22 protein-coding genes are annotated in these 25,436 nt (G+C 60.3%); 2 read left to right on the top strand and 20 right to left on the bottom strand.

What is annotated here, in order from left to right; translation table 11 throughout:
- Positions 1-29 precede the first annotated feature (29 nt).
- Positions 30-995 (top strand): metal ABC transporter ATPase, encoded by a 966-nt coding sequence (locus AC0Z4S_RS05370; protein ID WP_471878497.1) that lies wholly within the window; start codon positions 30-32, stop codon positions 993-995.
- Here AC0Z4S_RS05370 and AC0Z4S_RS05365 read toward each other — a convergent pair.
- The 7 genes from AC0Z4S_RS05365 to msbA all read right to left on the bottom strand — a co-directional run bounded on the left by AC0Z4S_RS05365 (position 992) and on the right by msbA (position 9,248).
- Positions 992-1,792, bottom strand: a complete 801-nt coding sequence (locus AC0Z4S_RS05365) for a hypothetical protein (protein WP_485622323.1) — start codon at positions 1,790-1,792, stop codon at positions 992-994. The two genes, AC0Z4S_RS05370 and AC0Z4S_RS05365, sit on opposite strands and share 4 nt — an antisense overlap.
- Before the next feature lie 57 nt (positions 1,793-1,849).
- Positions 1,850-2,536 carry a hypothetical protein gene (locus AC0Z4S_RS05360; protein WP_485622322.1) on the bottom strand — a complete coding sequence of 229 codons (687 nt, stop codon included), beginning with the start codon at positions 2,534-2,536 and terminating at the stop codon, positions 1,850-1,852.
- The gene (locus AC0Z4S_RS05355) at positions 2,537-3,511 is read right to left on the bottom strand and encodes a glycosyltransferase family protein (protein ID WP_485622320.1); all 975 of its coding nucleotides are present in this window, start codon (positions 3,509-3,511) and stop codon (positions 2,537-2,539) included. It lies immediately after the preceding gene.
- Between the two features lie 130 nt (positions 3,512-3,641).
- Complete coding sequence (gene hldE / locus AC0Z4S_RS05350; protein WP_485622319.1) at positions 3,642-5,063, bottom strand: bifunctional D-glycero-beta-D-manno-heptose-7-phosphate kinase/D-glycero-beta-D-manno-heptose 1-phosphate adenylyltransferase HldE; 1,422 nt, start codon at positions 5,061-5,063, stop codon at positions 3,642-3,644.
- A 63-nt stretch (positions 5,064-5,126) separates the two neighbouring features.
- Positions 5,127-6,527, bottom strand: a complete 1,401-nt coding sequence (locus tag AC0Z4S_RS05345; RefSeq protein ID WP_485622318.1) for a PIG-L deacetylase family protein — start codon at positions 6,525-6,527, stop codon at positions 5,127-5,129.
- A 4-nt stretch (positions 6,528-6,531) separates the two neighbouring features.
- Positions 6,532-7,428 (bottom strand): GNAT family N-acetyltransferase, encoded by an 897-nt coding sequence (locus AC0Z4S_RS05340; protein WP_485622317.1) that lies wholly within the window; start codon positions 7,426-7,428, stop codon positions 6,532-6,534.
- On the bottom strand, positions 7,422-9,248 hold the full coding sequence (msbA, locus tag AC0Z4S_RS05335; RefSeq protein WP_485622316.1) for a lipid A export permease/ATP-binding protein MsbA: 1,827 nt from the start codon (positions 9,246-9,248) through the stop codon (positions 7,422-7,424). Before msbA ends, AC0Z4S_RS05340 begins: the two co-directional genes overlap by 7 nt.
- Before the next feature lie 125 nt (positions 9,249-9,373).
- On the opposite strand from msbA, the gene AC0Z4S_RS05330 reads away from it, so the two are divergent.
- Entirely contained in the window at positions 9,374-10,027 is a 654-nt protein-coding gene (locus AC0Z4S_RS05330; protein WP_485622315.1) for a BUD32 family EKC/KEOPS complex subunit, read from the top strand.
- 3 nt (positions 10,028-10,030) lie between these two features.
- Here AC0Z4S_RS05330 and AC0Z4S_RS05325 read toward each other — a convergent pair whose 3' ends face one another.
- The 13 genes from AC0Z4S_RS05325 to AC0Z4S_RS05265 all read right to left on the bottom strand — a co-directional run bounded on the left by AC0Z4S_RS05325 (position 10,031) and on the right by AC0Z4S_RS05265 (position 25,201).
- The gene (locus AC0Z4S_RS05325) at positions 10,031-11,431 is read right to left on the bottom strand and encodes a hypothetical protein (RefSeq protein ID WP_485622314.1); all 1,401 of its coding nucleotides are present in this window, start codon (positions 11,429-11,431) and stop codon (positions 10,031-10,033) included.
- Positions 11,432-11,541: 110 nt separating this feature from the next.
- Positions 11,542-12,450 (bottom strand): glycosyltransferase family 2 protein, encoded by a 909-nt coding sequence (locus AC0Z4S_RS05320; protein WP_485622313.1) that lies wholly within the window; start codon positions 12,448-12,450, stop codon positions 11,542-11,544.
- A complete protein-coding gene (locus AC0Z4S_RS05315) occupies positions 12,443-14,197 on the bottom strand; it encodes a carbamoyltransferase family protein (protein ID WP_253498403.1) in 1,755 nt (584 codons plus the stop codon). Before AC0Z4S_RS05315 ends, AC0Z4S_RS05320 begins: the two co-directional genes overlap by 8 nt.
- 172 nt (positions 14,198-14,369) lie before the next feature.
- Entirely contained in the window at positions 14,370-14,696 is a 327-nt protein-coding gene (locus AC0Z4S_RS05310) for a YceK/YidQ family lipoprotein (RefSeq protein WP_253498400.1), read from the bottom strand.
- A 177-nt stretch (positions 14,697-14,873) separates the two neighbouring features.
- Positions 14,874-16,325, bottom strand: coding sequence for a lipopolysaccharide kinase InaA family protein (locus tag AC0Z4S_RS05305; protein WP_485622312.1), 1,452 nt, complete (start codon positions 16,323-16,325; stop codon positions 14,874-14,876).
- A complete protein-coding gene (locus AC0Z4S_RS05300; protein WP_485622310.1) occupies positions 16,325-17,077 on the bottom strand; it encodes a lipopolysaccharide kinase InaA family protein in 753 nt (250 codons plus the stop codon). The genes AC0Z4S_RS05305 and AC0Z4S_RS05300 overlap by 1 nt, the downstream gene beginning before the upstream one ends.
- The gene (locus tag AC0Z4S_RS05295) at positions 17,074-17,808 is read right to left on the bottom strand and encodes a lipopolysaccharide kinase InaA family protein (protein ID WP_485622309.1); all 735 of its coding nucleotides are present in this window, start codon (positions 17,806-17,808) and stop codon (positions 17,074-17,076) included. The genes AC0Z4S_RS05300 and AC0Z4S_RS05295 overlap by 4 nt, the downstream gene beginning before the upstream one ends.
- Positions 17,808-18,614 carry a lipopolysaccharide core heptose(I) kinase RfaP gene (gene rfaP / locus AC0Z4S_RS05290; protein WP_485622307.1) on the bottom strand — a complete coding sequence of 269 codons (807 nt, stop codon included), beginning with the start codon at positions 18,612-18,614 and terminating at the stop codon, positions 17,808-17,810. The genes AC0Z4S_RS05295 and rfaP overlap by 1 nt, the downstream gene beginning before the upstream one ends.
- Entirely contained in the window at positions 18,614-19,735 is a 1,122-nt protein-coding gene (locus AC0Z4S_RS05285; RefSeq protein ID WP_253498385.1) for a glycosyltransferase family 4 protein, read from the bottom strand. Before AC0Z4S_RS05285 ends, rfaP begins: the two co-directional genes overlap by 1 nt.
- Entirely contained in the window at positions 19,735-20,796 is a 1,062-nt protein-coding gene (gene waaC, locus AC0Z4S_RS05280) for a lipopolysaccharide heptosyltransferase I (RefSeq protein ID WP_485622306.1), read from the bottom strand. Before waaC ends, AC0Z4S_RS05285 begins: the two co-directional genes overlap by 1 nt.
- 1 nt (position 20,797) lies before the next feature.
- Complete coding sequence (gene waaF, locus AC0Z4S_RS05275; RefSeq protein WP_485622305.1) at positions 20,798-21,832, bottom strand: lipopolysaccharide heptosyltransferase II; 1,035 nt, start codon at positions 21,830-21,832, stop codon at positions 20,798-20,800.
- Positions 21,833-22,139: 307 nt separating this feature from the next.
- Positions 22,140-25,079, bottom strand: a complete 2,940-nt coding sequence (gene glnE, locus AC0Z4S_RS05270) for a bifunctional [glutamate--ammonia ligase]-adenylyl-L-tyrosine phosphorylase/[glutamate--ammonia-ligase] adenylyltransferase (RefSeq protein WP_485622304.1) — start codon at positions 25,077-25,079, stop codon at positions 22,140-22,142.
- Positions 25,076-25,201 (bottom strand): hypothetical protein, encoded by a 126-nt coding sequence (locus AC0Z4S_RS05265; RefSeq protein WP_301291621.1) that lies wholly within the window; start codon positions 25,199-25,201, stop codon positions 25,076-25,078. Before AC0Z4S_RS05265 ends, glnE begins: the two co-directional genes overlap by 4 nt.
- Positions 25,202-25,436: the final 235 nt, after the last annotated feature.

The raw sequence follows: 25,436 nt of genomic DNA, 5'->3' as shown, positions 1-25,436 counted from the left end.
CCGCCCCGCGGCCTTAAGCAGGAGCCGATATGCCGCGCACGCTCATCCGCAAGAACCCGAGCAACTTCAAGACGCTGCCGCTGTTCGTCGAAGCCACGCCCGAGGGCCTGAGCTATCAGAGCGTCGGCATGCCGCTGAATTTCGCCCAGACCCTGCAACGGCGCAAACCGGTCAGCGTCGCCGACAGCGAGCGCTTTGCGCTGGAACTGGCCAACCTCGGCGTATCCGTGCGCTTGACATTGCATTGGCAGAATCGCGATTACTGGGTGCTGGTACGCCAACGCCGGCAGGATCGCGGCGATGTGGTGCTGAAGCTGATTTCCGGCTACGTGCCGGCCCACGAATTGAACATTCCGCTGCACACAGCAATACAGGAAATTGCCGAAGAATGCCTGTTGGAAACCCCGGAAGGCTGGCTCGGCGGGCGCTTCAACGAAACCTGGCTGCCGGCACCCTACTCCGCTGCGCTGCACTATCGTGAGGCGCTGCCGTTTCGCCTGACACCGTTGTCCGGTTCGGCGCGTCCGGTGCGCTGCGCCAACCTGCAATTGCTGGAGCGACCACGGGCCTACGTGCATCTACCGACCGCGTCGCTGCAATTGATCTATGACTTGCGCCTGGAAGTGCCCAAGGAAGCCAAGTCCCTGAGTTTGTTTCATGTCGATGAACGCCTCGAGGGCGATCAGTTGGTCGCGCGGCTCGACCGCAAGCGGCCAGACCTGTATCTGATGCCCCTTAAGGATGGCGCGCCAACTGCGGAGTTGTTCACCCTCAAACGAGACAAGTTGATACCGGCCAGCACCCGCGGCATTCATCTGGCCGAGAGCTTTGCTACCCAGCAGGGCTGGGTGGTGCACGACGAGCGCATTCGCTGGAAGGACTGGCTGGTGCAACAGGGCCTGCAACCGGCCAAGGCACCCCGCACCGGCCTCAAGCAGTTGAGCATCAAGGCGCTGCGCCTGGTCGGGCTGGGCAGGAAACGCGCAAGCCGCTAGCGGCGGCGATCCCACCAGGTGCGCAACGTCGCGAAGAAGTGAAAGTAACGGTTTTCGCGCTTGCCCATGCCACGCTTGGGTGAGAACGACTCTTCGGCAAATGCGCCGGTGATGCGCACGCGAGAGGCCTGGATCGGCAGTGTGCAAACCTTGGCGCCCGCCTCCAGTAGCGCGTATTTGAGCAAGCGCTCGGAGTGCAGCTTGCGGCCGGTCGCCTGGCAGAAATCGAAGATGCGTTCGATGCGTTTGCCGTAGGCGACATACGTATCGCGCCCGCATACGGCGAACCGGTCATTCAGACCGCCCCACCACTGCCAGTCCGGAATATAAGCGTTGTGCCGCCGCGCCTCGGCATGGTTGAACACGTAGGCTGGCAGTGGGGTGTGGAAGAAATTGTCCGGCCGCACAAAAACAACGAAATCCGGATTGAAGGATTCGATCTCGCCGGTGACGGTGTACAACGAGTTGAGCTGATAAATCAGGTTGCGCAACGACGCATAGTCATCGGCCCAGGTATCGCCCTGTGCCTTGACCTGATCGAAATCCCAACGCTCGAGCACACCTTCGGTCGAGGTCAGCGCGCCGCTCATGGACTCGAAGGGCTGGTAGTTGTCAGCCGCCAGTTCGCCTTTCTCGCCCGAGCGCGAATTCTGCACTTCATCGACTTTATACAGATGATAAAAGCACTTCACCTCGCTGCCCGCAGGCAACTGCGCCAGTACGTTCTGTTCGATTGAAGGGAAGCAGATCTGCGAATTTCTCGGAATCCCGAAAAACGCCACGGCAATTTTCAACACTCGATTGCACCTATGAAAAAGTGATTCGGGCCAGCGGGTACCCGGCTGCAGCGTCGCTTATTTGCGCTGAAACAGTCTCTGCCACCAGTGGCGAGGTTGCAGCGGTACGACAATGACAGCGGACTTTTGCAACCAGTCCCGCTCGTAATCCCAGGCATGCCCGCCCCACAACTTCCCCGCTTCGTTGGAAAATCCCAGGGTCATCAGCTGATAGGAATAACCGACATGCTCGCGTAGCCAGTCGAACAGCACCAGCGTGTTGAAACCTGTAGACGGTCCGACATAACGCTTGCCGCCGGGGCGGTCGACCGGGTAGTTCCACAGCGGCGGTAACGGGATGCGATCCCAGTACATTGCCACGCGGGGCAGCGGGCACATCGGCGCCGCACAACCCACCAGCATGGTGAAGCAGCGCTCGCCCGCGCGGTCGAACAATCGCTGCACGTCCGCGCTGCAGGGCAGCCCGAAAAAGTAGGCATCCGGCGCGTTGTAGCCGTGCACAAAGACGTTGACGCTTTGCGCGTTGAGCAGCGATGCCTTGATGCAATGATTGAAACTGACGACGACATCATTGGCGCCGATGTTCAGCCGCGCGAAGTCGACTGCGGTAATGGCGGGATTATTGGCGATCAGTACAACTCGGGCGGCGCGGCTCAGGCATTCACGCAGTGCATCGGGCAAGGCCTGCAAAACCGACTGGTCGCCACCGGGCAGCGCATCCAGCGCCATGTCGTCATCCGTCATTCAGGTCGGTACCTTCATGCCGTAACGCAGCTTGACCCAGAACCGGGTAAAACCCGACGGCGGCTGCCATGGGCGCATCTCGCGCTGGATGGCTTCGGCGAGTGCCTGGCCGACCCGAGCAAACGAATAGCGGCTTTCGGCAAACGCCTGGCCGTTGCTGGCAATGCGTTGTGCCAGTTCGGGGTCGTCCTGGAGCAGTTTGATCTTCGCCACCGCCTCGTCTTCGCTGCGGTAGAACACGGTGTTGTGCATGTCTTCGAAACCGAGCAATCGGTCCTCTTCGCCCTGGCTCCAGGCCAGCAGCACACAGCCGCACGCCATAGCCTCGAAGTTCTTGATCATGAATTCGTTCATGCCTATGTCGGCGCTGACGAAGATCTTGATGCGATTGAGCGTTTCCAGATACTCGGCGCCGGACTTGGTGCGGGTCACGAGCATGCCGGTGCGCCGCGAGAGCGATTCAAGCATGGCCTTGCGCTCGGCGTACTCGGTACTTTTCAAGCTGCCGAGGAAGCCGATCGGGATGTCTCGCTCAACACCGGTGTTGTGCAGCATCTGCTCGTCGTAGCCTTTGGAAACGAACACCGTATCGATGCCCTCCGCCAGCATCTTGCGCGCGACGACCGCACCGGAGACCAGCGCCCGACAGCTCGGCAAGCGGCTATACAGACGCGAATACACGCCACGATACTTACTGGCGGGCATGTAGTTCTGATAAGCATCGTGTTCCAGAAACACCAGGCCCGGAATGCACTTGAGCACCCGCAATTGCGGAGCCAGACGTTTGACCCGGGAGAAAATCACCACGCGGTCGAAGGTCTGGTACTCGACCGAAGCCAGAAAAGCTCCGAGGTTCATCTGCTGCTGCTTGCTCAGACGATAGATGAAACATTCATCGCAGTTCTGCTGAACGATGTCATAGAGCCGATCGAGGATGACCCGCTGCTCGTCCATCACCAGGAGCATGACTTTCATAAGTTAAATGACCACGTAACGTAGGCAGGCAAGCGCAGCGGATTCAAGCCTGCCAACTTCAACGGAAACGGTGAGATCCCCAAGGCAAAATCCGTTCACACGTGGTACACAACGGTAAAGGTTCATCTGATCAGCGACTGCGGATTTTTTCGACAATCGCCGTCGTCGAGCTGTTTTCCACCAGTCCCAATACTTTCACGGTGCCGCCGTAAGCGGTCACGATATCGGCGCCGACCACTTGATCGATGCTGTAATCGCCGCCTTTGACCAGCACATCAGGCTTGACCTCGCGCAGCAGGTTCTCAGGCGTACCTTCCGGGAAACTGATGACCCAATCCACCGCGCCCAGACCTGCCAGCACCGCCATTCGTCGGTCGACGCTATTGATCGGGCGACCAGGGCCTTTCAGGCGACTGACCGAAGCATCGTCATTGACTGCGACAATCAGGCGATCGCCCTGAGCCCGCGCCTGTTCCAGATAGGTCACGTGGCCGGCATGAAGGATGTCGAAGCAGCCGTTGGTGAAAACGATTCTTTCGTTGTGAGCACGGGCATCGGCGACGGCCAGCACCAACTGCTCAAGCCCCAGCACGCCACGCTCGGAACCCTCTTCACGCTGAATGGCGCGACGCAGTTCCGGGGCGCTGATGGCGGCCGTACCGAGCTTGCCGACCACAATACCCGCAGCCAGGTTGGCCAAGGCCACGGCATGAGGCAGGTCTTCGCCTGCCGCAATGGCGGCGGCAAGGGTTGAAATCACCGTGTCGCCGGCACCGGTCACATCGAACACTTCGCGGGCGCGGGCCGGCAAGTGCAATGCGGGTTGATCAGGGCGCAACAGAGTCATCCCGTGTTCGCCACGAGTGACCAGCAGCGCGCCCAGTTCGAGGTCGTGCATCAGCGTCGCGCCCTTGCTGACGAGTTCGTGTTCGTCAACGCAACCGCCAACGATCGCTTCGAATTCGCTGAGGTTCGGCGTGATCAGGCTGGCGCCACGGTAGATCGAGAAATCCTTGCCTTTCGGATCGGCCAGCACCGGGATGTTTTTCGCCCGTGCCGCCTGAATCAGCGCCTGATGGTTTTTTAGCGCGCCTTTGCCGTAGTCGGAAAGGACCAGCACCTTGATACCTTCCAGAAGATCATCGACCTGCGAGCCAAGGGCCAGCGCATCGGTGGCGAACGGTTCTTCGAAGTCGATACGCAGCAGCTGCTGGTGCCGGCTCATGACCCGCAACTTGACGATCGTCGGCTGATGCGCAATGCGCTGGAACAACGCGCGTACACCAGCGCCCTTGAGACTGTTGCTCAGGCTGTCGGCGGCTTCGTCATCACCGGTCACCCCGACCAGCGACGCCGGCGCACCGAGCGCGGCAATATTCAAGGCAACGTTCGCGGCACCGCCCGGACGATCTTCGATCTGCTCGACCTTGACCACCGGCACCGGCGCCTCAGGGGAAATCCGTGAGGTTCCGCCATGCCAGTAACGGTCGAGCATGACATCGCCGACTACCAAGACAGGGGCTTGATCGAAACGCGGCATGGACAACTTCATGGAGCAACCCACATACAAATGAACAGGGGCGCGATATTAACACAGGGTAAAGCGCCGTCCGCCTCAATCTGAAAGGTCGCGGACCCAGAACAGTTCATGGCGCCGCACTGCCTTGCGGAAAAACTCGTTACTGCCTGTAACCGGCCAGCGTCGTCCGACAAGCCACTGTTGAATGACACGACGCAACTGGCGCTTGAATCCGAGCGAACCTTGCAGGTCGTGCTCCATGGCCAGCGCCATGGCCTTGTCGAGCTGCACATCCGCCGACAGCATCGGACTCCACAAATGGTCGGCCGGCAACGGCTCGATCGCCGGAGGCAGGGCGATACCAGCACCGGCCGGACCCATCGGCCATCGATCGTTGTCATGCAAGTGGTTGGCGTACATCAGCAAGGTCGCCGGCTTCCACGTACTGGCGGCGATAGCTTCCAGCACGGCACGGGTGGAGGCTACGTGATCGCTGTGCGGGTCCAGCTCGGGATGCGGAGTGACGACGACTTCGGGGCGAAAGTGCTCAAGCAATGCTTGAATATCGCCGACGAGATTGACCCAGGTCGGCGCGCCATCGACATCGCCCGGCAGTTTGAACGGATTGTGCTGCCGAACACTGCGCACATCGTCCTCGCCTGATTCCCGCGAGCCGAATGACGTGTTCGGCTCTTCGGCCATCGCCGGCAATTGCAGGCAGTAGTAACCCAACTGCACGCAATGGCTGGCCGGGACCCCGCCCCACAGCGGAATGCTCAGGCTGTCCCAGCTGCGCAACCGGCCCTTCAAGCGCGCCGCCTGGGCCTTGTCCAGCCCCAGACGCTGGAAGTCATCAGCTTCGATTTCACCCTGGGTAAGGGTAACGATGCTGGCTTCCTCGGTGCGGCAGTAGAGACCGAACGCCGCCAGCTCGGCATCATCGGCGTGGGGCGCGATGATCATGACCCGTTGCTGTGCGTAATCGGGATTGCTCATCACCCACAGCGTACCGCTGGAACTCAGCGTGCAATGGCGACCACGCAGCGTCAGCGTATTTGCGCCAAGCGCTGCGGCTTGCCCGGACAGATTGAGATAGCGCCGCCCGCTGACGCCACGCTCGAAGTCCTGGCGATCGTCACCCAGCTCGACATAAGGGTCCAGCCAGCGCCCCAGCCAGGTGGTCTTGACCTGAAGCTCAAGCACCAGTGTTTCTCCCGACGCCAGCGGTTCGCTCAGATGCACGATACCGGCATCCAGCTTCACGGCTTGACGCGGAGTATGGCCGGGAAAGTTGTATTGATAGTCGTCGGCCGCGCTATAGAACAGATGGTCGGCAAACCACGCTTCGTGCGCCACCCAGGCCAAGACCAGCAGCACCGGCACCAGCCACCAGCCGAGCAAAAAGCCGGCCGCCAGCAGCGCGATCACAAACGCGATCAGGAACATTCGCTTGCTGCGGCGGTGAGCCTTGAGGAGCTGTTGCTTGCGAGCAGTCATGGTTTCAGACCTTGTAGACCGGCACCGTATGGCACCAGCGATCCTTGTATTCACGGTCGGCTCGGCCGAACGAATAACGCAGCGTCTTGCCCAGTGCCTGAGCATCCGCCCAGGCCTGCTGGGTGTTGACGAAACTCAATACACTGCCGGGGCTGAACTCGCGGCTTTGCGGATCGACGCCGCCATTGACGTATTCCAGCGATACCCACTGTGGCGCTTCGACACGGTAGAGAATCTGAATCGCCACTGGCGCCGATTCAAGCATCACTACCGACCCGGTCATGAACTCGCGCAGCAGGGTGAAGACTTCGACCAGCCCGGCCTTGCCAGGCACTTCGAAACCCCAGCGGCGCTGGAACAGATCACCATAAGCGGCGGCCTGCTCTTGCGGCGTCAAGTCGGACATCGGAATCAGTGCACCACCCGCCTCTTCCAGCAGGCGCTGTTCGCGACGCTGGTTGTAGCGAAACTTCTTCGAGTAGTCCTCAGGCAGCCGCGCCAATGCCAGTCCTTCCGGCTGGACGCGCAGAGTGCTGATCTGCTCGGCGTTGAGTTGCGAAACATAAGCCATGCGCTGACGCACCGGAACGACGGCATCCGCGGCAATTGGCAAAATCAGCTCGGCGTTGCCCATATCGAGCAGCCCGCGCTTGCCTTCGCGCTTGAGCACTTCTTTGGACAGAGCGGCGTGCCTGCCCCAGCAGGCAACAGCCGCGACGACGTCACCATCGACGATCCAGCCCAGGTAGTGCAGCTTGATGCCGACAAACGTCGACAACCGTTCCACCACGTCGGGATGAGTGGCAAAACTGCCACCGAAGCGCTGCCAGGCCTGAGCATAGGCCGCCTGATCGATCTCGCTCCAGCCACGTTCACGCCAGATGCGAAACGCCGTCAGCATAGGTCGGTCGCATGAGTCGGTTGCGGCTCATCGCCCTCTTCAAACTCTTTGGCATGCAGCCGCGAGTAGTAGCCGTTGTGCGCCAGAAGCTGAGCATGAGTGCCACGTTCGACGATTCTGCCTTCATCCATGACCAGGATAAGGTCGGCCTTTTCGATGGTGCTCAAGCGGTGAGCGATCACCAGTGTCGTGCGGTTTTGCACCACGTGATCCAGAGCCGCCTGGATATGCCGTTCGGATTCGGTATCGAGGGCCGATGTGGCTTCGTCGAGAATCAACAGCGGCGCATCCTTGAGCAACGCGCGCGCAATGGCGATGCGCTGACGCTGGCCGCCGGACAGCAGCACGCCATTCTCGCCAACCAGGGTTTCATAGCCCTGCGGCATCTTGATGATGAACTCATCGGCGTAGGCTTCCGTGGCCGCGCGCTTGACCTCTTCAAACGGCGCGCCCGCAAGATCGCCGTAGGCGATATTGTTGGTCACCGTGTCGTTGAACAGCGTGACCTGCTGGGTCACCAGGGCTATCTGCCGACGCAGGCTGCGCAGGGTGAGATCCTGCACCTGCACGTCATCGAGCAAAATCTGCCCGTGCTCCTGCTCATGCTGGTAGAAGCGTGGAATCAGGCCGGCCAGAGTCGACTTGCCACTGCCGGAGCGACCGACCAGCGCCACCATTTGCCCTGGCTCGACGACGAAACTGATGTCGTCGAGGACCTTCTTCTCGCTGTCCGGATAGCTGAAACTGAGGTTGCGCACTTCGAGGCGACCTTGCAGACGGTCGCGCTCGACCGTCCCCTGATCGACTTCCGCCGGCTCGTCCAGCTGTTCGAAAATACTCTCCGCACCGGCGACTCCCTTCTGGATCGTCGAGCTGACTTCGGAAAGCTGGCGAATCGGCTTGGGCAGCAGGCCAGCCATGGTGATGTAGGCCACCAGATCACCCGGCGATGCATCACCGCGAAGGTACAGGACCAAAAACATCACCACTGCCATGGCGCTGTACGTCACTAATTGCAGCATCGGTGTATACACCGCGCCGGTCTTGGTCATTGTCAGCTGTTTGTCGGTATTGCTCTGGCTGGCGTCATGGAAGCGTACCTTTTCATAGGTTTCGCCACCAAAACTGCGGACCACGCGGTAGCCGTGAATCGTCTCGGATGCGACGTGCGTGACGTTACCCATCGAGACCTGAATCTTTTTGCTCTGCTTGCGGAATTTCTTGCTGGTGCTGTTCACCATCAGACCGATGACCGGCAGGATAGCGACCATCACCAGGGTCAGCTTCCAGTTCATCCACAACAGGGTGCAGAACAGGAAGATCACCGTCATGCCTTCACGGATCACCACTTTGATCGCGTCGGTGGCGGCGCCGGTGACCATGGTCACGTTGAACGTGATACGGGAAATCAGGTGGCCGGAGTTATTCTTGTCGAAATAGCTGTTGGGCAGATCCAGCAGCTTGTTGAACAGAACCACACGCAGGTCATGCACCAGCCCCAGAGAGACCCGCGCCAGAAAGTAGTTGCCCAGATACGAACCGACGCCTTGCCACACAGCAATCAGCACGATTAGCAACGGCACGCTCTCGAGCAATTGCAACTTGCCCAGATAGGGGTTGCCGGGGAACAGGCTGGCCTCCGGGTTGGCCAGGCCATCGACGAAATACTTGAGAATGTAGGCGAGCATCGGTTGGGTCGATGCGAAGATCAGAAAGCCAACAATACTCAGGATGAACAGGCCGGCGTAAGGACGCACGTAAGCCAAAAGGCGGAAATAGATCGCCAGCGTCGACTGGGCTTTCGGTTCAGGACTGCTCATGGTAATCCGCGTAAATCAGTGAGGCGGCGATGATATCACAGGCCCTTTTGCGCCGATCAACATCACCGGGCGCCAGCCATTGGGCAAGTCGGTTAAGATAGCCGGCTCATGATGGGGAGTCAGGCATGCAATCGATTGATCACAGCACTTACGAGGCACTGCGCAAAGGTGCTCAGGTACTCGAAGCCGACGGTTCCGGCGACAAGGTGCTCAGGTTGGCCGACGGTCGCATGCTCAAGCTTTTCCGCCGCAAGCGCTTGCTGAGTTCGGCGCTGTTCTTTCCCTACGCGCAGCGCTTCGCCAACAACACCAAGGCATTGCAGCAGCGCGGCATCCTCTGTCCGAACGTCATCGCGGTGTATCGTATTCCGAGTATCGAGCGCGACGGCGTGTATTACGCGCCGCTGGCGGGCGAAACCGTGCGGCAATTGCAGGGCACGCCCGAAGAAACCGAGACGTTGCGCAGTCAACTGGGAGCGTTCATTGCACAGCTGCATGAAAAAGGCGTGTATTTCCGGTCCTTGCACTTTGGCAATGTGGTGCAGACACCGGAGAATCAGCTCGGATTGATCGACATCGCCGACCTGCGTTGCCAGAGGCATGCGCTGAGCGACAGCAAGCGACTGCGCAACTTCGCCCACTTGCTGCGCTACAAACAAGACCGGCAATGGCTGCTCGGCGGCGATGCCGGAAAAACCTTTCTTGAAGGTTATCGCCAGGCGTTGCCGAGCAAGCGACAGGCTGCGCTGATCGAACGCCTGCGCCTGCTGCTGGGCTGACGTCTAACGGCCGATGACCAGAATCGTCGCGCCCCTGCGATTGGCGAAGCGTTCGATGATGCGCATTTCATGTGTCGCCAGCCATTCGCCCAGCCACGGCTCATCGCCCTTCCCTTCGATGAGAAAATAACGATACTCACCGGCGTGCTCCGGCGACATTGCCTGTTCACGGGTCAGCGTCGGCAGGACGTAACCCCGCCCCGCGTAATAGCTGATGCGACCGTCTTCGAACCAGGCGCTGGCCTCAGGTTCGACGTGCGCGGACATCCAGCGCCCGGCGGCCACGTAATGAGTCTTGCCTGCGCCGGTCGAAATCACATTCGACAGCATCACCAGCAACGCCGCCACGACCAGCACTTTGGTCCAGCGCGGAAACTGCCGGGCAAACGCCGCCAGCCCCATCGCCAGTAGCGGTACGACCAGCAGATTGAGAAAGCTCAGATAACGGGCATTCATGAATTGCTGCTTGATGAAAAACAGCATCAGCACTACCAGATACAGCAGTGCTGCCCAGGCGAACGGACGATAGTCACGCCAGTAAGTACCCAGGACACCCCAGTTGCGGCGCAGTACGAACGGGGCAGCGAACGGCCCCATCAGCTTGACGAATGTGATCGTCATCGTCGCCAGCAGCCCGAAGAACACGATGCGCCCGGCTTCATCCTGGGAATACTTGTTGATCAGCGAGTTGCCAAATTGTTCGGACAGCAACTGAAACGAGGCGTAGACGCTGTGCGGTGCAATCATGTCCAGATAGAGCATGAAGCGCGCCGACATGAACACTCCAAACGCCGATGCAACCAACAGCCCCACCACCGGCAAAAGAGCAAACTGCAGCAAACGAGTGCGCTGGCCAGAGCGCCAGAGCCCCGGCATTTGCCACAGCCCGAGCGCCGGCAACAAGAGTAATGCCTCAAGCCGAAACAGCGCTGCAGCCACAATGGCCAAGTGAATGAGACCGGCTCTGAGCCAGCCGCCCAGGGCCTGCCAACGCAGTGCCTGCCATAACGCGAGGGTGCAGAAAAACCAGAAACCGCATTCGCGGATGATGTCGTTTCGAAAGGCATTGACCGCAGGCATCGCCAGCACAATCAGACACGCCCAGCCGGCAAGCTCGGGAGAGCGTCGGCGAATACAATCGACCATCAGGGCACTGGTGCCGGCGAAAAACAGGCCGCACCAGAGATAGGCGCTCAACTCCAGCGGCAGCAGCAGGAAGCGATGGGTCAGGGCCAGAAGAATGGAGAACCACGGCCAGTCGAAATGCACCCAGGCGACGTCGGGTCCATGCAAGACAACCTGATGTGCAATATCGATGTACAACGCGGCATCGCGCCCGACCGTTGCGGTACCCGACACGGCAATCAGCGACAGTAGAATACTTGCCCAGAAGGCCACACTCACCGGTCGCTCACTGATCAACTGAACAGCCCTGACCGCCAATTTACTGCCCGTACCTTTCACCCAGCCCCCTCACATCACGCGCCACAGGTACGCAAAAAACAACAATCAACTTATCTGAACAGCAGACGCAAGGCTTTGCGCATGTACGACCAGCGCCCAAGGATGCGCCAGTCAGCGCGTAGCGCTTGCATATAGAATGTTTTCGCCAACGCATATTCGCCATGCGAATAGCAATCGCGGAACAACGACAGACAACGCTGCGCCAGATAGGCCTGGCGCAGATCCTGAAACTCTTGCGGCATCCGTTGACTGGAAAACACTTCACCGACCACCTGCTCAGTACCCGCTGCCAGGCTCTGGCGCAGATCATGGCGCATGCTGTCGGCGTGCTTGTAAATGAGTGCCAGCGGCTGCTCGACCACGGTGCAGGGAAAGCGCGCCAACACCTGGGCAAACACCGGCAGATCTTCGACGTTGCGCAGGCACTCCGGATAGTTGCCCGGCGCGAATACCTCACGATGCATGGCACAGGCACCGTTTGAGATCGACACCGTCTTGTCCAGCAGATAGCCCCTGACTCGCTGTCGCAGCGTGGCTGGCAGCGGTTTGACAGCCTGCAGGCTGCGCTTGCCACCGGAGAAGATCGACCAATGAGCGCCAATGATCATCCGCGTTTCCGGGTGACTGGCGATGTGTTGCGATAATGCCGCCAGCGCACCGGGAGCCATCTCGTCATCTGCGTCGAGAAAAATCAGAAACTGCCCCGTGGTTTCCTCGATCCCGCGATTGCGCACTGAAGACAGCCCGCCATTGCTTTGGCGTATGGCACGAAAACGCCCGGCATGTTCAGCCAGCAACGCTTGCAACACCTCGGGCGTGGAGTCAGTGGAACCGTCATCGATAACCAACAGCTCCGCTGCCGCGTCGTGCAACTGCACCAGCACCGATTCCACGGCACGTGGCAGCGATCTGGCGTAGTTGTACGCGGGAATCACGACGCTGATCAGTGCCTCAGTCAAGACTGTTTCCTTGCACACCTTCTTTGACGACAAGAATATCTTCCATGATCAGATATTGCAGGTCAGAGCCGAAAAACATGTTCAGCGCGTCAGTCGGCGAGCAGATCATCGGCTCGCCGCGTCGGTTGAGCGACGTGTTCAGCGATACGCCGTTACCGGTCAGGTCTTCCAGCGCCTTCATCATGTCGTAGTAGCGCGGGTTGTACTCACGCTTGAGCACCTGAGCGCGTGAAGTACCGTCTTCATGGACAACTTCCGGCACGCGGGTCTTCCATTCTTCAGCGACTTCGAAGGTGAAGGTCATAAACGGCGCCGGGTGATCGATCTTGATCATCTGCGGCGCAACGGTGTCGAGCATCGACGGGCAGAAAGGCCTCCAGCGCTCGCGGAACTTGATCTGGTGGTTGATGCGGTCGGCCACACCGGGAATGCTCGGACAACCGATGATCGAACGACCACCGAGTGCACGCGGGCCGAATTCCATGCGGCCCTGGAACCAGGCCACCGGATTGCCTTCGACCATGATCCTGGCGATTTCTTGCGGCATGTTGTCGAGCTTGCGCCAGGTCGGCTTGTTCTCATGACGAGCGCAGGCGGCAATCACATCTTCGTTGCTGTAAGACGGGCCAAGGTAGACGTGCTCCATCTTCTCGACCGGTACGCCACGGGCGTGCGACACGTAAGCGGCAGCGCCGACTGCGGTGCCGGCATCGCCCGACGCGGGCTGTACGAACAGCTCCTTGATGTCGTCGCGGGCGATGATTTTCTGGTTCAACTTGACGTTCAACGCACAGCCACCGGCGAACGCCAGCTTGCCGGTTTCCTTGAGCACATCGCCCAGATAATGATCGATCATCTGCAACGCCAGTTTTTCGAACAGCGCTTGCATGCTGGCGGCGTAGTGGATGTACGGCTCGTCGGCAATGTCGCCTTCGCGCTTGGGCCCCAGCCACTCGATCAGCTTCGGCGAGAAGTAAAAGCCTTTGCCCTTCTCTTTATAACGACGCAGGCCGATGACGTTGGCGTAGTCGGTATTGATCACCAGCTCGCCATTCTCGAACGAGGCCAGACGCGAGAAGTCGTACTTGCTGGCATCGCCGTACGGCGCCATGCCCATGACTTTGAATTCGCCGTCGAGCATCTCGAACCCGAGGAATTCGGTGATCGCGCCATACAGACCACCAAGGGAGTCCGGATCGAAGAATTCCTTGATCTTGTGGATCTTGCCGTTTTCGCCATAACCGAAGAAGGTCGTGGCGTATTCGCCTTTACCGTCGATGCCGAGGATCGCGGTTTTCTCTTTGAAACCCGAGCAGTGATAAGCACTGGAGGCGTGAGCGAGGTGATGCTCGACCGGTTCGATCTTGATTTTCTTCGGATCGAAGCCCAGTTGCTCGAGGCACCAGACGATCTTGTTGCGATAGCGCTTGTAGCGACGGTTGCCCATCAGGATCGCATCGAGGGCGCGATCCGGGGCGTACCAGTAGCGCTTGGCATAGTGCCAGCGGGCCTTGCCGAACAGGCTGATCGGCGCGAATGGAATTGCCACAACATCAACGTCGGACGGCTTGATGCCGGCTTGCTCGAGGCAGAATTTCGCCGATTCGTAGGGCATGCGGTTCTTTGCATGTTTATCGCGTACGAAGCGCTCTTCTTCAGCTGCAGCGACCAGCTTGCCGTCGATGTACAGGGCTGCGGAAGGATCATGGCTAAGGGCGCCGGACAGGCCAAGAATCGTCAATGCCACAGGGGTCTAGCCTCTTTAGTCTGCGTGCAGGCGCGATGCGCCTTGAAAATTGATGTGCCCTCGCACAGGGCGAGTGACAGCTAAAGGGCGGGATTATAGCGTAAACATCAGGGGAATTACCCGGTGCGAATTGCACTACCGGTATTGGCCCGATTCAACGGGCACTAAAGCCTCAGTAGCCGTCCCTGCGCCAGTAAATACTCAGATTTCCGTCGGCAGCCTGGCGATAGATCGTGTAGGGCAGCGAAACCGTGTCGAACGCAGCGGACAACGGCAGATCAAACAATACGAAGGACACAATGCCACCAGGATTGGGCGGCGCGTTCAATATGCAGAAATCAAAGGCCAGGCCGCTGTAGATACGCGGGATGGATTGACAGTAAGTCTTCTGTTTGCGCAGCTTCCGAGCGGCATCTGCGTCGTGCTGCAACACCGTTGAGACACTGCCACAGCCTGATAGAACCGAGAACAAAACGCCTAGCGTCATAATCTTTTTCATGCCCGAGGCTCGTCATCCGAAATCGTCAGGCAAATTAGCATCGAGGCTGAACAGCAGACAGTTCATGGCTTCTGGAGAAGCTGTAGGACAAGTCGCTGTTATTTGTCCGTAGCCGCCAACAGGCTCGCCCTCAGAGCAGGCCGAGCTATTGTGCGAGCCAGCCTGCTGCGAAAAGGCTCAGCCAGCGTCGGAGATATCCTTGGGCAACCGCTGATCGATGACTCGATACAACGCGCTGCTTTGCGGCCAGTTACGCATGAATCGCGCGCGATCGCGGGCATAAGCCGGGGCGAAACTGCCGACCGAGGCATGCTGACACATCGAATCGAGATCGATCAGCGCCCAGCGATCCGTCTGCCAGAACAGGTTGTGGCCTTTGAAATCGCCATGGCTGATGCGCTCGGCGATCAATCGGGCAAACAGTCGATCCAGCGCTTGCAACTCGGCTTCCGGCGCCTGGCCACTTTCCACGAACGGCGCAAAGCGCTCGATGATGTCCGGCCCCGGCAGGAACTCGGTTACCAGATACGCGCGGCCGCGCAGCCACATAAAGCGCTTCTCCAATACCGCCAGCGGTCTCGGCGTAGCGATGCCAAGGAACGCCAGACGATTGCCTTCACGCCACGAATGCCAGGCCCGGCTCGGACGCCAGAAACGCTTGAGCCAATGGGCAAAGCCCTTGATGTTGTAGCGTTTTATCACCAGCGTGCGCCCGCCCGCCTGAACCTTGCCGACGCTGGCTGCGCCGCCGGTCTTGTACAGATGCCCCTGATCGAGCAGGGCGTCGGCCTGTTCGAGCACCGGCAGCATGGCGGCTTCTTCTTCGCGGCGGATGGCGCGCAGGGCAAACGCGCCGCGATGCACTGCAAACAATGTGCATTCGCGGCCGACCTTGATCAGGTAATCCCTGAGCCGCCATCTACGCACTTTGTCGATCTGTGTCTGCAACGCCTCCAGCGGTAACGCATGCTCGCTGTTGCTCAACAGGTAATACACCAGCAACTCTTCGGTGAACGGCTCGAGTGATTTGGGCAACTGGGCGAAAAACACGCCGAGGTTTTCCAGCACTTTTTGCCGGGACAAGGGCTGCCCCGCCGTCTCCGCGCGAACCCCGGCGCCATCGATCAAATACAGCTGACCGCCATGGCGCAGCAGATTGTCCAGGTGCAAATCTTCCTGCCAGAGCCCTTTGCCATGCAGTCGACCAATGGCATCCAGCGCTTCGGCCAACACCGCCGTTTGCTCATCGGCCAGCGCCGGCAACGCCTCGACCTTCGCCCAGGCATCACCGAGGCTGTGCGCGCCTTCGAGAAACTCAAACAGTAGCCAGCCACCTTCTCCGTCTTTCAGACCATCGACCAACAACAGCGGCGTGGTCATGCCCTGGGCCGCCAGCAGGCGCACGCCTTCGAGTTCACGCTGGAAATGCCGTGCTGCCTTGCTGCCGACCAGCAATTTGGCCAGTACCGTCCGGCCGCGCCAAACGCCGGCGCCAACATAGCGCTGCCCGGGCAAGACGCGCAGCAGGCTCAACAATTGCAGATCCGCCGTACCGGCCGCATCCGCCAGGGTCACGCTCAGCGGTAATGAGGGGCCGCGCCCTGTCCGCGCCAGCTCGGACAATTGCATCAACGGGTCTCCTTGTGACTGCGTCGGGCCGTCAGCCGGACCAGCCAGCTGTCGAGCAGATCACCGTCGATCGGCTGATCGAGGTACGCCGCGAGCAATTGGCGCAAGTCTGCCTCGCTCCACTGTGGCGCGCGGCGTTGCAACGGCTCCAGATCCTTGATCCGGTCGCGCATGCCGAACAGCAACGGCCGGGTCTTCTCCAGATCAATCAGTTGCGCCTCATAGCCGTCGCCGGTAGCGCGCAGAAAAATATGCTTGGGATAAAAGCAGCCATGCACCTGACGCGCGCCGTGCAGGCGCCGCGCCAACAGCCCGCAAGCCTTGAGAATGGCCGAATGCTGCGCCGCGCTGAGTTGCGCCCAGCGGGCCAGCAACGATTCCAGATCGCTCCAGCCGTCCAGCGCGCGCGTGAGCAGTACCGCCCTGACTTCACCGTCGACCTTGCGCTCGCCAAAAAAAGCCGCTTGCAGCGCCGGAATGCCGAGCTTGCGATAACGGCTGATATTGCGAAACTCACGGGCAAAGCTGGGCTCGCCAAACGGCGCATGCAAGGTGCGCGTCAGGTAATTGCTCTGGCGCTTGAGGTAATAACCCTGGCCTTCCAGATCCAGGCGGAACACGCTGCTCCAGCCGCCACCGGAAGTATTGGGCTCATCCACCGCTTCCAGCTGTCTGGCCCACAACGCCTCGAAAGTGCCGAGACCGTGGCGCTCGAGCAGCGCACGGTCTTGTTCGGCGAGAAAATCAGTCATTCACGTCCCTCAAAAAATCTCACCACGTGCCGAATCCGTTTCTTGTCGGCAACATTGAGCCGATCGCACTGGCGGTATTGCTTATAGAAGCGCAGGCGCTGGGTATTGGACAGGTGATATTTGGCCAGCTTGTCGAGACAGGCCAGGTCCTTGGTGATCCGGTACTTGAGCCAGAAGCCGCGCCAGAATTCACCGTTGGGGCAATCGATCAGGAATATGCGCGCCTGATCGTCGATCAACAGATTGCGCCATTTCAAATCGTTATGGGTAAAGCGGTGATCATGCATTGTCCGGGTATAACCGGCCAGTTGCCGGCTGACACCATCGACCCAGGCGCGATCCTTGAGCTTGGGATCCTTGCGCTCGGCCAGCGCCGAGAGGTCTTCGGTGTTGGGCAACTCGCGGGTGATCATGGCGCCACGATCGTAGGCCGCACCACGCCTTTCCAGACCCCAGGCCACCACTTCGGCGGTTGGAATGCCCCACTTGGCGAAGCGCTTGAGGTTCTGCCACTCCATCTTCACGCGCGGCTTGCCAAGGTAGCGGCGCAGGCCCTTACCGGCACCGACGTAGCGCTTGACGTAGTAATTGACACCGTCGCGCTGCACGCGGATCACCTCCGACAGCGGATCGCGGGTCAGGCGTTCGCCCTGCAACGCAAACACCGCTTCGAGGCTGCCGAAATCTTCGGCAAGGTCGCTGTACTGCGGCTCAAGAGTCCAGCCCGCCATCAGAGCGCGTCCCCGTAACGCTGCTTACGCTCATAGAGCTTGTCGGCCTTGCCTTGCAGCCAGTTCAGCAGCGGCGCTTCCTGCGCCAGAATCTGCCGCAGCGGCTGCTGGAAATAGCCCTTGAGGAAACGCAGTTTGTCGCGGCGGGTCAGGCCGATGTCCAGCGCCGAAAAGTACAGCGCCGCGAGGTCCTTGTTGCGCCAGCGTTGGGTGATCTTCGCGCGGGTCTGGGCACGGTGCAGGTCGATCACCGAGAGCTTGAAATCTTCCGGCGTGACCGGCTTGTCGGTGTGCAGCAGGAAGTGGCAGATGTAGCAGTCGCGGTGGTTGACCCCGGCGCGGTGCATCATGCCGGTCATCCGCGCGACTTCGGCAATCAGCGCGCGCTTGAGCTTCGGCGCCGGCGGCTGCTTGACCCAGTCGATGCTGTAATCTTCCAGACTGATGGTCGGCGCCAGTTCTTCGGTGACGATAAACGAATGCTGATCCGCCGGGTTGCTGCCCTTCTCGCCATACGCGACGGCGGTCATGGTCGGCACGCCCACTTCCTGCAAGCGCTGAATGGCTTTCCACTCCTGCCCGGCGCCAAGCACCGGCAGTTTGGCGGTCAGCAGGTTCTTGAAGATTTCACCCCAGCCGATGCCACGGTGGATCTTGACGAAAAAACCATGCCCGTCGACTTCCGTGCGCAATGTCCGGCGCGCTTCCAGCTCGCGGTATACCTCGCCCTGCAAGCCTTCGACTGCGGCGAACGGGTCGCGTCCGGCCCAAAGGCTTTTGAACGGTTCAGCCAGCATCAACTTCATTAAGCGTGCTCCGCCAGAATCACATCGGCCGCGTGCTGCGGCATGCTGTAGAGGTCGGCCGTCTCGGCGAAGGCCAGACCGTTGCGGCTCCAGGCCGCACGTGCAGCGTCGTTGCTCAACATCTCGGTCAGGTACTGCGTCAGTTGCGCCTGCTCGAACGGCTCGTCCAGCACTCGCCCGGCATCAGCCTCGGCAATGTAATGGGCGTAGCCGCAGACCGCACTGACCAGCACCGGCAACCCGGCGACCAGCGCTTCAAGCAGCACGGTACCCGTGTTTTCGTTGTACGCCGGGTGAATCAACAGGTCGGCACCAAGCAGAAAACGCGGGATATCGCTGCGCCCTTTGAGAAAGGTCACGTTGTCGCCCAGGCCCAGCGTCGCACTCTGCATCTGGAACAATTTGGGGTCATCCTGGCCAATTACAAACAGTCGCGTGCGTTTGCGCAATTCGGCCGGCAATGCGGCCAGCGCTTTCAGGCTGCGATCGACGCCCTTGGTCTTGAAGCCGGAGCCGATCTGCACCAGCAGCAGTTCGTCGTCCTTGAGACTGAATTCGGCGCGGAACCCGGCGCGGATTTCATCAGCATTGGCTGGACGCCGACGATCCTGGGCGATGCCCGGCGGCAGCAGGTGGAAGCGTTCGAGTGGCGTGTCGTAATACTTGATGAACAGCGGCTGCTGCACTTCGGAAATCATCAGCACTTCGGTCTTCGCGTCTTTGGCAAAGACCGCGCGCTCGTACTCGGCGAAATGGCGATAGCGGCCCCAGCGGCGGTACAGCGAGTTGCGCAAGTTCTGCGCCTTGTCTTCGAAGCAGCCATCTGCCGCGTAGTAGACGTCCAGACCCGGCATCTTGTTGAAACCGATCAGGCGATCGACCGGGCGCCTGGCCAGGTCCGCTGCCATCCACGCGCTGAGTTTCTCGTTGCGGCGGTGATTGAAGAACGCCTTGACCGGTGCCACCAGCACTTCGAAGCCCGGCGGTACGTCGCCTTCCCAGATCAGCGTGTAGACGCGAATCTGATGACCACGCTTCTGGCACTCGAGGGCGATGCGCATGAAGTCGCGCTGCAAGCCACCGAACGGGAAATATTTGTACAGGACGAATGCCAATTGCATCAACGCAGCTCCTCAGCCATCAACAACGTGCTCAGTCGGCTGGCGACACGCTCGGGGTTTACACGCGTGAAGCACAAAGGCTGCTCGCGTTTCAGGTCAAACTGACGGGCATCCTGCTCGGTCGGTTGATAAGTACATTTCTTCTGCAGGCAAGGTGCGCACGGGAAGTCGCTGGCCAGATGAACCTGCAATTTGCCGTAAGCGCCAGTCAGGCCCGGGTTGGTCGGGCCGAACAGCGAGAGGGTCGGCACGTCCAGCGCAGCAGCCAGATGGCCGAGTCCCGTGTCCACCGCTACGCAAGCCTGCGCGCCGGCGAGGACTTTGCCGACGCCAGCCAGATTCAGCTTCGGCAAGACTTCGGCGTGTTTGAAGCCGGCGGCGATACGTTCGGCGCGGGCCTTTTCCTGCGCGTTGCCCCACGGCAGCTTCACGCCAACGCCGAGGTAGCCGACCCGCTCGGTCAGCTCGCGCCAGTAGATTTCCGGCCAGTGCTTGGTGTCCCAGGTGGTGCCGTGCAGAAACACCACGTAGGCATTCTTGCGTGGCAACTCGACCAGCCGTTCAACACTGAGGCCGTAATCGCCGAGGCCTTTGGGCAAGTCGTATCCCAGAGCAATGGCGAACAACTGACGCACGCGTTCGACGGCGTGCTGGCCACGGGCGACGGCGAGTTTACGATCGTAGAAGCGTGCAGCCATCGGCTCGCGAGCCGAGGTTTTATCCAGGCCGGCCACCGGGGCTTTGACGTAGCGGGTCAACCAAGCGCTCTTTAACAGGCCCTGGGCATCGATCACCAGATCGTATTTGTTCGCGCGCACGCTTTGCTTGAAGCGTTTCCACTCGCCGCTGGTGATGGTCTTCCAGATGTTTTTGCGCCAACGGCGAATCGCCACCGGAATCACTTTGCCAACGGCCGGGTGCCAGGTCGGGATTTCGGCGAAGCCTTCTTCCACCACCCAGTCGAACTTGATCCCCGGGATCGCGCGGGCGGCGTCGGTCAGCGCCGGCAACGCGTGAATCACGTCGCCCAACGATGAAGTCTTGATCAGCAATACCCGCAAGTTAATGAACCTCGACCACGGAGCCCTGCAGTTTCTGCAAGGCATCGTTGACCGCATCCGGCATCAACTGGCGCAGGCAGTTGTAATGGCCGAAACGGCAGGTGCGATCGAAGCAAGGGCTGCATTCGATGCCCAAGCGAACGATTTCGACCTGCTCGGCCAGCGGCGGGGTGAAGCCCGGCGAGGTCGAACCGTAGACCGCGACCAGTGGACGATTCAACGCCGCGGCGACGTGCATCAGGCCGGAATCGTTGGACACCACCGAGTCGGCGCAGGACAGCAGATCGATGGCCTCGGCCAGCGAGGTGCCGCCGCTGAGGTTGACCGACTCTTCGCGCAAACCCGGGATCAACCGAGCGCGGATGTCTTCGCCTACGGCATGATCGTTTTTCGAGCCGAACAGCCATACCTGCCAGCCTTCGCGAATGCGTGCTTCGGCAACTTTCGCGTAATGCTCGGACGGCCAGCGCTTGGATTCGCCGAACTCGGCGCCGGGGCACAGCGCCAGGACCGGGCGATCGAGGGTCAGCCCGAACTTGGCCAGCGCGGCTTCGCGGGTCACCGGGTCGATTTGCAGACTCGGCCGCGGGTACGGCTTCGGCAGCTCGGCGTTCGCTTCATAGGCCAGCGCCATGAAACGCTCGATCATCAGCGGATAGCGTTCTTTATCGAGAGTGCGCACGTCGTTGAGCAGGCCATAGCGGAATTCGCCGCGCCAGCCGGTGCGCTTGGGGATGCCGGCAAAAAACGGCACCAGTGCCGATTTCAGCGAGTTGGGCAGCAGGATCGCCTGATCGTACTGGCCGCGCAGGGATTTGCCGATGCGCCGGCGCGTCGCCAGTTCCAGCGCGCCATGGCCGAGCGGGAAGCTCAAGGCGTTGCGCACTTCGGGCATGCGCTCGAGGATCGGCCGGCTCCACTCGGATGCCAGCACGTCGATTGCGCAGTGCGGGTGGCGCTGCTTGAGACACTGAAACAGTGTCTGCGCCATCACCATGTCACCGACCCAACTGGGTCCAACGATCAGAATATTCATGTGGTTTCCAAAAACGAACCGGGGAGGCATTTACGCCTCCCCGCCTCGATAATCATTGTGGAAGCGGCGCAGCTGGCGATGGGTCACTTCCTTCAACATGACTGTCGACTGTCATTGCGCTATCGCGAGCAGGCTCACTCCTACATTGTTTGTTCATCCTGCTTCAGATCTACAGACACTGTAGATCTCCTGTGGGAGCGAGCTTGCTCGCGAAGGGGCCATCACATCCTACATCGGAGTCATCTGACACTCCGTCTTCGCGAGCAAGCTCGCTCCCACAGGGTATTGGGTGCTGCATAAACCGGCTTCAGCTTAGCCCCAACTCACGCCAAATCCGCAAAACCTGCCGGCGTTCGTCGGCAAACTGGTCGCCCGGTATCACCCCGGCATCTTTCTGCAAGGCCTGCCGGTGGGCGGCGGAGCGGTAGGCTTTGTAGGCCTCGCGCAACAGACTGGCATCTTCGGCGGGCATCAGCCCTTCGTGTTCCAGCTCTTCCAGAATGCGGATGTTATCGGTCCAGCGCAGCAGCGGCGGATGGCTGTGCGACCACGCCAGGGCCGCGTATTGCACCATAAATTCAATATCGACGATACCTCCGGCGTCCTGCTTGAGGTCAAACGGCACCGTCGCTTCGAAGGCATTCGCCGCTGTGCCGGCCGCAGTGCTGCGAGTGCCAAGGTTGTCGCGCATCTTGGCGCGCATCTCGCTGACTTCCTGTTGCAATTTTGCCAGATCGCGCGCCCTGCCCAAGACCTGCGCACGGACTTTCTCGAATGCCTGGCCGACATCCTGACTGCCCACCAGCACCCGCGCACGCACCAAGGCCTGATGCTCCCACGTCCACGCTTCATTCTCCTGATAGCGCGCGAACGCGCCGAGGGAACTCACCAACAGCCCGGAAGCACCGGACGGACGCAGACGCATGTCCACTTCATACAGCTGGCCGGAATTGGTCTGCGCCGTGAGCAGGTGAATGATCCGCTGCCCCAGGCGCGTGAAGAACTGTGCGCCATCGATGGATTTCGGCCCGTCGGTTTCCGCCTGCGGATCGCCATCGTGGATGAACACCAGATCCAGATCCGAACCATGCCCCAATTCAATACCGCCGACTTTGCCATAACCGACAACGATGAAGCCGGGATCGCACAGCGTGCCATCGGTGCGCAGCGGCGTGCCGTACTTGGCCACGGTCTGGCGCCAGGCCAGGGCCAGCACTTGTTCGAGAATCGCCTCGGCCAGCCAGGTCAGGTAATCGCTGACCTTCATCAACGGCAGACTGCCGGCGATTTCCGAGGCAGCCACGCGCAAGCGATGCGCCAGTTTGAAATGGCGCAAGGCTTCCATTTGTTGTTCGAGGTCGTCCTCGGGAATTCGCGTCAGTCGCTCGCGCAACTCGGCTGCCAGCTCCGGCGCCAGCGGTGGTTTGAACAGTCGACCTTCGTTGAGCAACTCGTCGAGCAGCAGCGGGAAGCGAGTGATCTGCTCGGCAATCCACGGGCTCGCCGCACACAGCGTCAGCAGACGGCGCAGCGCACCGGGGTTTTCCGTGAGCAACACCAGATAGGCCGAACGCCGCGCCACCGCTTCCACCAGCGGCAGCACACGCTCAAGCACCAGATCAGGATTGTCGTGTTCCACCGCTTGCGCGAGCAGCCGCGGAATGAAGGCATCCAGACGTTCGCGCCCCAGCCGTTGCATCGCGCGCAACTGCGGACTGCCGCGCAAACCGGCCAGCGCCTTCAGCGCTTTACCGGCATCGACGAAACCGCCCTCTTCCAACTGCCGGCACGCGGCCTCTTCGTCCTGTTCTTCTTCCCACAGCGGCAGCCATTCACCGCCGACCACCACTTCGCTTTCGCTGCCTTCTTCCTCGTCGGGATCGGCAATCACCTGAGCGAAGTGCCAGGCCACGCGGCCACGCCAGAACATCAGTTTTTCGTGGAAGGCGGCCCAGTCGGCGAAGCCGAGCATGAAAGCAATGCGCGCCTGATCCTGCGCGCTGTCCGGCAGCATCTGCGTCTGACGGTCGGCAATCGCTTGAATGGCATGTTCGGTGTAACGCAGAAACTCGTAACCTTCGCGCAATTCACTGACCACCGCCGGCGGCAGATAGCCCTGCCCTTCCAGGGTGCTCAGCACCTTTAATAGAGGACGCTGTTGCAGGCTGAGGTCGCGGCCACCGTGGATCAGTTGAAAGGCCTGAGCGATGAACTCGACTTCACGGATGCCGCCGGAGCCGAGTTTGATGTTGTCGGCCATGCCCTTGCGCCGCACTTCCTGCTGGATCAACTGCTTCATGGTGCGCAGCGCTTCGATCGCCGAGAAGTCCAGATAGCGCCGATAAACGAATGGCCGAAGCATGTCGAGCAACTGCGCGCCGGCGACCTGATCGCCAGCCACCACCCGCGCCTTGATCATCGCGTAGCGTTCCCAGTCGCGGCCCTGATCCTGGTAATACTGCTCCAGCGCATTGAAGCTGAGCACCAGCGCGCCCGACGATCCATATGGACGCAGGCGCATGTCGACGCGGAAAACGAAGCCGTCGACCGTCATCGGGTCGAGGGCCTTGATCAGACGCTGACCGAGACGAATGAAAAATTCCTGATTATCCAGCGAGCGCTTCACGCCAACGGTTTCGCCGCCTTCGGGGTAGGCGAAGATCAGGTCGATGTCCGAGGAAAGATTCAGTTCTACGGCGCCGAGCTTGCCCATGCCAAGGATGACCATCTGTTGCGGCAAACCGCTGCGTCGGCCGGTCGGTGTGCCGAATTGCTCGCAATGGCGGCTGTACAGCCATTGATAAGCCTGATCAATGGTGGCGTCGGCCATGTCCGAGAGGTCGCGACAGGTCTGTACCAGATCAGCCTGGCGGGTCAGGTCGCGCCAGATGATCCGCACCTGATGGCGCGCACGCTGGCGGCGCAGGGCACGGCCGAGTTCATCTTCGCTCTGCGCGCTGTTCACCGCGGCGGCGATCTGCGCGCGCATCTCGCCGGGCGCAAAGGGCCGGTCGAGTTCGCCGGACGCCACCAGCGACAGCAACATCAAAGGGTCACGAACGCTCTGTTCAATGACAAATTCACTGGCGGCGGTGACCCGGGCGAATTGCGCCCAGCGCTCCGGGGTCCAGTTCGACAGGCCGTGATCGTCTTCAAGGGCGGCGACGGACGTACGGAACGACTGCTCGGATCGGCTGACCAACGGCAGGAGAATGGCGGGCAGTTCGGCAAGCGCGGGCAGGGTCATGGTCTATCCTTGATCGGCGTATAAAGGGCCGCTTGTAGTGAATGATGAAAACCCGCTACGTGAAGGACTGTCGAACAAAAGTTAGAAATAGCTGAAATTTCTTCTTCTTTGGCATCCAGCATCAAACTTTCACCTTATTCGGATGGAAAACGACCCGCCTTAACGATTATTCTCACAACGCAGTCGGAGGCCACAAGCCTTTCATCTGTAGTTTTACTACTCGTCTATACATTCGAAAGGCTGAAATGCCGGAAGATTTGTAGTAAAACTACACGCCGCCGGAACAACCTGTCGGCAATCCAAGAATTTTAAATCGTCTGCCCACAAGGCCAGTCGCAAACTCAGGCAACCGATTCT

This window comes from Pseudomonas sp. 1L-B-1-E-C1 (genome assembly GCF_057291835.1).
The sequence above is the reverse complement of the archived record's forward strand: the minus strand, read 5'-3'. Positions and strand labels throughout refer to the sequence as shown.